The sequence below is a fragment of the Acinetobacter sp. 'aerobic (ED)' genome (assembly GCF_904886855.1).
Lineage (GTDB): Bacteria > Pseudomonadota > Gammaproteobacteria > Pseudomonadales > Moraxellaceae > Acinetobacter > Acinetobacter courvalinii.
This window is the reverse complement of sequence record NZ_CAJHGI010000002.1, coordinates 541330-550286: the sequence shown is the minus strand read 5'-3', so window position 1 is coordinate 550286 and position 8957 is coordinate 541330. Positions and strand designations below refer to the sequence as shown.

General features: G+C 43.6%; 7 protein-coding genes and 1 pseudogene. 5 read left to right on the top strand and 3 right to left on the bottom strand.

Translation table 11 applies throughout. From position 1 onward, the window contains the following. The 4 genes and pseudogenes from JO943_RS06115 to rimI all read left to right on the top strand — a co-directional run. Positions 1–123: pseudogene (locus tag JO943_RS06115) on the top strand (elongation factor Tu); the annotation flags it as partial. A gap of 199 nt (positions 124–322) precedes the next feature. Further along, complete coding sequence (locus JO943_RS06110) at positions 323–1204, top strand: metal-dependent hydrolase (protein ID WP_005229048.1); 882 nt, start codon at positions 323–325, stop codon at positions 1202–1204. Between the two features lie 218 nt (positions 1205–1422). Continuing rightward, positions 1423–2307, top strand: coding sequence for a metal-dependent hydrolase (locus JO943_RS06105; protein WP_005229049.1), 885 nt, complete (start codon positions 1423–1425; stop codon positions 2305–2307). A gap of 104 nt (positions 2308–2411) precedes the next feature. Continuing rightward, entirely contained in the window at positions 2412–2861 is a 450-nt protein-coding gene (gene rimI / locus JO943_RS06100; RefSeq protein ID WP_032867900.1) for a ribosomal protein S18-alanine N-acetyltransferase, read from the top strand. Here rimI and JO943_RS06095 read toward each other — a convergent pair. From JO943_RS06095 to trxB, 3 genes are all read right to left on the bottom strand, one after another. Beyond that, the gene (locus JO943_RS06095; protein ID WP_032867898.1) at positions 2847–3662 is read right to left on the bottom strand and encodes an arginyltransferase; all 816 of its coding nucleotides are present in this window, start codon (positions 3660–3662) and stop codon (positions 2847–2849) included. The genes rimI and JO943_RS06095 overlap by 15 nt on opposite strands. Positions 3663–3690: 28 nt before the next feature. Continuing rightward, positions 3691–4422 carry a leucyl/phenylalanyl-tRNA--protein transferase gene (gene aat / locus JO943_RS06090; RefSeq protein WP_199949211.1) on the bottom strand — a complete coding sequence of 244 codons (732 nt, stop codon included), beginning with the start codon at positions 4420–4422 and terminating at the stop codon, positions 3691–3693. Positions 4423–4618: 196 nt separating this feature from the next. After that, a complete protein-coding gene (trxB, locus tag JO943_RS06085) occupies positions 4619–5569 on the bottom strand; it encodes a thioredoxin-disulfide reductase (protein ID WP_005229053.1) in 951 nt (316 codons plus the stop codon). 252 nt (positions 5570–5821) lie between these two features. On the opposite strand from trxB, the gene JO943_RS06080 reads away from it, so the two are divergent. Continuing rightward, complete coding sequence (locus JO943_RS06080; RefSeq protein WP_202740267.1) at positions 5822–8905, top strand: DNA translocase FtsK; 3084 nt, start codon at positions 5822–5824, stop codon at positions 8903–8905. The last annotated feature ends 52 nt before the right edge of the window (positions 8906–8957 follow it).

Here is an 8957-nt window from a genome sequence, read left to right as displayed (position 1 = left end):
GACAACGTAGAAATGTCAGTAGAGTTAATCCACCCGATCGCAATGGACCCAGGTCTACGTTTTGCGATCCGTGAAGGTGGTCGTACTGTAGGTGCTGGTGTTGTTGCTAAAGTAACTGCATAATCGCCTAGAGTGATAAAAAAACACCCCTTTGGGGTGTTTTTTTTGTTTATTGTTAGACAATCCATTGGTAAGAGTGTCCTAAACTGATAGCTTGCTGTCCCAAACTGCACTTAATTGATTTGCATAACCACGTAATATAAAACGCAAGAAACAGACAAAAGTGCTCAGTGGAAAGTTTCACTGAAAAGGAGTTGGCAGCATGAATGCTAAAGTAAATATTTCAAATCGTGCGGGTGCAAGCTTCCCAGTCCGTCGTATGAACTTTGATTTTGATCAGGTCCCTGAATACTGGATGAATGGTTCGGCAGGTTTAACCCACTTCATGACAGGTTTATCTGCGCTGTTCCCAGATGGTGAAAAATTATTTATTGATGCAGTGCGTGCGGTTCGTTATTACCCGGCGATTAAAGACAATGAAGAGCTACAAAAAGAAATCAGTGCCTTTATTGGTCAGGAAGCCATGCATACGCAAGAGCATGTTAACTTTAATGCCTCAGCCCAGAAATATGGCCATGATGTCAGAACGTTAGAACGGATCACAGGGCGTTATATCCAGTTTGCATTAAGCAACTTTTCTAAGGTGGTCAAACCTTTTGGTATGACCCGAGAAATGGTCAATCTTACCGCAACCACAGCCTTAGAACATTTTACGGCGACCATTGCTTCTGAGTTATTACGTAACCCGCATATTCAGGACTTAATGACCGATGACACCATGTCCTATATGTGGTTCTGGCATGCAGTCGAGGAAAATGAACATAAAGCCGTGGCTTATGATGTTTATGAAGCAGTATTTGGTAAAGGTTTAAAAGCCTATAGCTTGCGTACCTCTGCGCTGGTATTTGCCATGGCCTTGATTTTTATCCTCCAGTCTTATTTCACTTTACGTTTGTTGCAACAGGACAAGAAGCTGAACTTTAAAGAATTGGCCATGATTTATAAATATGGTTATAGCCCTTCAAAAGGCATTATTACCGGCATGGCCGGGGAGATGCTGGCTTATTTTAAACCTGGTTTCCATCCTAATGATCTCGATACAGTTCAGCTGTTAAAAGACTGGAAAGCAAAACTTGGTTTCTAACTTTTCATTTTGAAGTGTATGGTTTAAAAAAGGGCAATCAAAATTGCCCTTTTTTTATTTTGTAGCTTTTATTTCATAGATGATTTTTAGTGTGATGACATGTCCTAATATGATGTTTTTCTGACCTTATCTGCACTTATGAGAACGACTGAAAAGGGCGTATAAATGAATTATTCAGCATGATTTATCAAGAATATTCACGGATAGGAGAAAAGGGTATGAATGCTAAAGTCAATATTTCAAACCGAGCTGGCGCCAGTTTCCCTGTACGCCGAATGGATTTTGAATTTGGTGAAGTACCACGTTACTGGGCCAATGGAGATGCTGCCTTAACCCATTTTATGACTGCGCTTTCAGCACTATTTCCAGAAGGTGAGCAATTCTTTGTAAATAGTACCCGTGCAGTCCGTAATGATCCCAAACTGGCTGACCCGAGATTGCAGAGAGAAATCAGTGCCTTCATTGGTCAGGAAGCGATGCATTCAAAAGAGCATTTGGCTTTCAATGCATCTGCCCAGGCATATGGATACAATGTCCGTAAAATGGAAGCACAAACCGGCCGTTTGATTAACCGAACCATTGGAGTAACCTCGAAACTCCTGAAACCTTTTGGTTTCACCAAGGAAATGATCAGTTTGACCGGGACCTGTGCCTTAGAACACTTTACCTCGACCATTGCCGAAGAGTTATTGAGTAATCCGGATATCCAGGCCATGTTTATGGATGAGACCATGTACCATTTATGGATGTGGCATGCGGTAGAGGAAAATGAGCATAAAGCTGTCGCTTTTGATGTGTATGAGTCGATGTATGGACAGGGTGCTAAAGCCTATTTTATGCGTTCATTGGCCTTGGTGATTGCCATGGGGCTGATCTTTATTACCCAATCTTATTTTACTGCAAAATTACTGCAGGTAGATGGCAAACTGACCTGGCGTGATACCAAGTACATGCTGAAGTTTATGTATGGTTATAAAGGCTTTATGACACGTCAGATTCCAACATTGCTGTCTTTCTTAAGACCGAAATTCCATCCCAATGATGACGATACGACCGAACTGCTGAATAAATGGCGGGCTGAATTGGGCTTTAATCCAAGTTAATGTCCAAGGGCAGTAAAACTGCCCATTTTTTTATTCAATTTTCAGCTGAAATTGTCGATAATCTGCCACAGTAATTTTTAGAGTGTTAACTTGTGATTCGATTGATGCGAGACAGTGATCTGGAAAGTGTGGCAGCCATTGAACGCTTGGTCCAGACCCATCCATGGAACAAGCAGCAGTTTCAGGAGTCTTTAGCTTCATATCAATGTACGGTTTACGAACAGGCTAATCAGGTGGTCGGTTTTTGTATTCTGCAGCCCGTTCTAGATGAGGCTAATTTATTGTTGATGGCGATCCATCCGAGTCAGCAGGGCAAGGGTCTTGGTTATAAATTATTGGACCAATCTATCCAGCAATTAAAAAACAATCCGATCCAGATTTTTTTAGAAGTGCGTGAGAGCAACACAGCCGCGATCCGTTTGTATGAAAAAACAGGTTTTCATCAAATTGATGTGCGCAAAAACTATTATCCGAATCCGGATGGTTCCAGAGAGCATGCCGTGATTATGGTTAAGACATGCACAGATGATTTTGCTGCGTTATTTAATAATTAAATTATTCCATTCAGAGGGTAAGGTACTCATCAATGAATTCCCGAGTTGCTGGATTTCATTGTCTGCAAGTGGGCGGTTGAGTCTGCGCCATTGACCATCCAGTAATAATTCCAGTGGGGTATATTGCGATTTATAATTCATTTTATCTGAATGCGGGACCCAATAACCCAGATATAAATACTCCAGATTCAAGCTGCGGACATATTCAATCTGTTTCAGGATTGCGAACACACCTAAGGAGCGGCGTTGCTCATCTGGATCGAAGAAGGTATAAACCGCTGACAGTCCATCATCCATCAGGTCACAGGTGGAGACCGCGACCAATTTCTGGTCTTTCCATAGTTCAATAAAGAAGCTTTCGGTGCAGCTATGCACCAGAAATTTTTCAAACTGATCCAGACTAGCGGGATACATATCGCCATCTGAGTGGCGTTCATTGATATAGCGTTCATATAAATCGTAATGTTGCTGAGTGGCCTGCGAGGTCGGCAGAATACTCATTTGTAAATCTTGATTGCGTTTCCAAGCCTTTTTCTGGCTGCTATTCATGCTGAATTCTTGCACGGGAACACGACAGGATAAACATTGACGACATAGGTGACATTCAGGACGATAGACAAAATCACCACTACGACGAAAACCTACACGAGAAAGTTCTGACAATGTCACCACATCAATACGGTGAATCGGGTCCAGAAAGACCATCCGCGCAGATTTATTATCGAGATAACTACAATCATGCGGTGGGGTAATGTAGTACTGTAAGTCATTTAAAAGGGACTTGGGTTGGTATGATTTCATTAATCTGTCCCTCCAAGGTGTTAATCCGTTAACCGTCTAATGTGGCAAAAACTGCTATTGTTTTACTTGAAAATACACGTTCTTGATAACTTTTCCAATTGATAGAGGGGGCAATAATTACATCTTGTAACGATTTAAGATAGGCTTGGCGAGAAAGTGTACTCGCACCCAAGCTTAAAAGATGATCATTGACCAGTTGGCAATCAATCCACGGCAACTGATTTTCCTGTCCAATCAGCATCAGGGTATAGAACGCCATTTTTGAAACATCGGTTTCAGTGCTAAACATCGACTCACCAAAACAGCCTTTGCCAATGCTGACGCCATACAAACCACCCACCAGTTTCTGTTGCTGCCAGACTTCAACACTATAGGCATAGCCAGCATTAAATAAGTCACAATAGCCTTGAATAATGTCTTCACTGATCCAGGTTTCATTGGCATAACTGCGAGGTAAGGAACAGGAACGAATCACCTGTTCAAAAGCATGATTCACGGTGATTCGATAATCGTGTTTTTTCATGTTCCGAAGTAATGATTTACTCGGTTTATAGGCATGAGGTTCAATAATGCAACGAGGTTCGGGACTCCACCAGCAAATCGGTTCATCGGCATTGAACCAAGGAAACAGGCCATGCGTATAGGCTTCATATAATGTAGAGGGGCTAAGATCAGCACCGATACAGATAAAACCTTGGCCTTCCGGATCGGCTTCAACAGGATCAGGAAAAATATATTGAGAGGGTGGAAGCGGTTGCATAGCAAACAAAGTAAATAAGAATAATTCTAAACTAACTGAACTGCGCAGGAATGGCAATCCTTGAGCAGAATCAGCTTGGGTCACGCCCAAGAAGAATGTGTATGCCTGTGACAGAGAATTGGGGAAATCTTAACCTGATCCTACTGGGTATAATAAAAAACCACCAATGAATGGTGGTTTTTCTGTTTTGGTCTAATTAGTTTAGATTATCTAGATATTTTTCTGCATCAAGCGCTGCCATACAGCCTGAACCCGCTGAAGTAATCGCTTGACGATAAACGCTATCTGCGACATCACCCGCTGCGAATACACCTTCAATAGAAGCCGCAGTTGCATTACCTGCCGTACCGCTGTGTACCTGGATATAGCCATCGCGTAAGTTCAATTGTCCATCAAACATACTGGTATTTGGTTTATGGCCGATTGCAACAAACAGACCTTGAACCTGAACGTCCTGAGTGCTTTCATCTTGAGTTGATTTAATGCGAACAGCGGTTACACCGGTATTGTCACCTAAGACTTCATCGACCTGATGGTTCCAGATGATGCTGATTTTGCCTTCTTTTTCTTTGGCAAAAAGATGATCTTGCAAGATTTTTTCTGAACGTAAGCTATCGCGACGATGCACCAGCGTAACATGCGCTGCAATATTAGAAAGATACAGTGCTTCTTCAACGGCAGTGTTACCGCCACCAACCACCATCACATTCTGGTTCTTATAGAAGAAACCATCACAGGTCGCACAGGCACTGACGCCTTGGCCCATAAAGGCAGCTTCAGATTCAAGACCTAAATATTGTGCGGTTGCCCCAGTTGCAATAATCAGCGCATCACATGTGTATTCTTCCATATCACCTTTCAGCACGAATGGACGAGTCTTAAGATCAACTTCATTGATGTGATCATAGACGATTTCTGTACCGAAACGTTCTGCATGGGCTTGCATACGTTCCATCAGTACAGGACCAGTTAATCCTTCAGGGTCACCAGGCCAGTTATCAACTTCAGTGGTTGTGGTTAACTGACCACCAAGTTGTATACCAGCAATGAGTGTCGGTTTGAGATTCGCACGTGCTGCATAGACTGCCGCACTATAACCTGCAGGACCAGAACCCAAAATAATTAACCGTGAGTGACGAGCGCTCATTAAAGAACATCCTTTTTATATTGAAACTGCTAAAATTATACGTGAATCGAGAGGGGAGTGGGGCAAATCGATCCGGATAATATTGATTAACTCAATCGAATTGAGCTATATCCGTGCAGAATGTTAACAACAACAGTAAATAATCGTGCATCTTTTTTGTAAGAACGAGTGCATAATATAAAACTTATTGATTAAGGTAAGTTAGGCCTTAAAAGATACCAACAAATAACGAATTGGGTTACAGGACTGTATATGACTGCGGTGTCAAGTGTTTATGCACAACGCTTTTTAATGACATTATTTTTGATTTCCTTTGGCATTTATTTATTTCTTGCCACAGTCACCTATACACCGTTTGATCCGGGGTGGATGCATATTTCCAGCGATACCCAGCAGGTTTCGAACGCAAGCGGTGTGGCCGGTGCTTGGATCGCAGATTTACTCTTTGGTTTTCTGGGATGGGCAAGCCTGCTTATTCCCTTGTTCCTGTTTATAGAAGCAATTCAGGTCTGGTGGCCGAGAAGCTTTCTGAACCGCCCATTTCGTTATGCAGCCCAGTTCTTCCTGATTCTTTCAATTTCAAGTTTGTTGTATCTACATTGGAATATGCCGGCAGATACGCTGGAGAATGCCGCTGGCGGTATTATCGGTTATGAGTTGGGGGGAAGTCTCTCTCAATTGCTGACGATTTATGGCGCGACCTTATTTTTACTTGCTTTCAGTATCTTGTTGCTGACTTTGGCTTTTGGGATTCAATGGAACAAAACCTGGGTAACCTTGAAGAATACGCCTGCGTATTTGCAAGACCTGTTCTATAAGAATGTGCCACAAAATGAATCTGCATATGATTTAACCGAACAGTTGACGCCGGCTGAAACACCAGTAGCCACGACCAAGGCTCAAGCAGAGAGCGAGAGTCAGGACAATACAAACCAGAGCAAAACCAATCAGGTTCAGGCCAAGCTGATTAAAATTGATGATTCACACCATCAACTCATGGCAGAAAAATTATTTGCCGATGTGGTGGCGAAAGAACAACAACAAAGCGCTGAGCCACATCCAGCGACTGTGCCAGATGAAGAGTTCGAACAGACCTTACAACGTGCACGTCAATTTGAAACTGAAAGTCAGCGTTTAGTCAAAACAGGTGAAGTATGGCGTGCATTACAACGTGATGATGCCAGTCATAAACAGGAGATTGATGCATTACTCCGTGCTGCTGATGAGTCAGCTCAGATGACTACAGCACTTGAACCCTCAGCCCACGCTGAAGCAGTTATGCAGCAAGCCAATGCCAGCCATCTGGACTGGAATGATGACCAGATCTTTGATGAGCTGTTGGCCGCGGTACCGAACAGTAAAACTGCTACAGATGCACATACGCCATTCACGCAAAACGTTCCGGCAATGCCACATACGCCTGTTGAGCAGGAAAATGAGTTTGAAGCGGACATTGAAGCTCTGATTCATGAATCTAATCAGAACAATGCTGCTCAAACTCCTGCTACTGTACAAAATCCCGTACACGATGAAAAGCCGCATGCTGTTGCAGAGGAATTTGATGAATTCAATGATCTTCTGGTTGAGGAGGAGCGTGAACATGCTGCTGCTCCACGCACCACAAGTTATGCGCAATCATCTGCTTTCGTCAAAGCACCGATTGAAGTGAAGTCTGCACCGAAAGAAGCTTTGTCTAAAGAAGCATTTATTGAAGCATGGCAAGAAACAGCAGGTAAAGCTGAACCCGAGCCAGACTTTGATCTTGAAGAAGATTTTGATCTGGATGCTCCTTTAACCGATGCCTTTGGCCGTCCAATGTCACGCGCCATGCAAGTCGCGCAAAAACGCCATGATCTGCCGACCTTACCGGGTCTGGAATTGCTGGATGAAGTCGATCCAAATAAAAAGGTCAATTTTACTGCCGAGCAATTAGCCCGTCTTTCTGAACTTTTAGAGATCAAACTACAAGAGTTTAACGTTAAGGCTCAGGTAGTCGAAGCCCAGCCGGGACCCGTAGTAACACGTTTCGAACTGGATCTGGCACCTGGTGTAAAAGCCTCTAAAGTCACCAATATTTCCCGCGATCTGGCACGTTCCATGTCGATGGCATCGGTCCGTGTGGTTGAAGTGATTGCAGGAAAACCATATATCGGAATTGAAGTGCCGAATAGCAGCCGTGAAATGGTACGCTTGATTGAGTTATTGAAAACACCAGCGTTTGAAGACCCTGCGGGTATGCTCTCTATGGCGATGGGTAAAGACATTTCAGGCAATCCGGTTATTACTGACCTTGGTAAAGCGCCGCATATGCTGGTTGCGGGGACCACAGGTTCGGGTAAGTCGGTTGCAGTGAACTCGATGATTTTGTCGATGTTGCTGAAATACACACCAGAGCAGTTACGCCTGATTCTGATCGATCCAAAACAGCTGGAATTGGCCAACTATAACGATATTCCTCATCTACTGACCCCTGTTGTTACCGACATGAAAGATGCGGTTAGCGCATTAAACTGGTGTGTCAATGAGATGGAACGCCGTTATAAACTGATGTCATTCCTGAAAATCCGTAAGCTTAGTGACTATAACCGTAAAGTTGAAGAAGCCATTGCCAATGGTGAAGATCTGATTGATCCAACCTGGAAAGCCAGTGACTCAGTTGTGGGGGAACGTGCGCCGCGTTTAACGCCATTACCTTCCATTGTGATCGTGGCCGATGAATTTGCCGACATGATTATGCAGGTCGGTAAAAAGGCTGAAGAAATGATTACCCGTTTGGCACAGAAATCTCGTGCTGCAGGGATTCACCTGTTACTTGCTACACAACGTCCTTCGGTGGATGTAATTACCGGTCTGATCAAGGCAAATATTCCAACCCGCGTGGCATTACGTGTCAATAGTAAGATTGATTCACGCACCATTCTGGATGCGGGTGGGGCAGAAGACTTGCTCGGTCATGGTGATATGCTGTTCCTTGGCCCTGGTAAAATTGAACCTGAGCGTGTCCATGGTGCCTTCATTAGTGATGATGAAGTGAACCGTATCTGTGATGCGTGGCGTGAACGTGGTGAGCCAGATTATGTGGATGAGATTCTCACGCCATTTGATGAAGAGCCTACATCGCGTGGTTTTGAAGATGGGGATGGTGATCCGAGCCGAGATGCGCTGTATGATCAATGTGTCTCTTTCGTTTTAGAAACACGCAAAGCATCGACTTCATCATTACAGCGTAAATTTAGCCTGGGTTATAACCGTGCAGCACGGATCATTGACCAGATGGAAGAAAATGGCATCGTCAGCTCGATGGGTGCCAATGGTAAACGGGATATTCTGGTTTAACCTAAATATCATCTAAAAAAAGCCTCGTTATCGAGGCTTTTTTGTTTTAGGT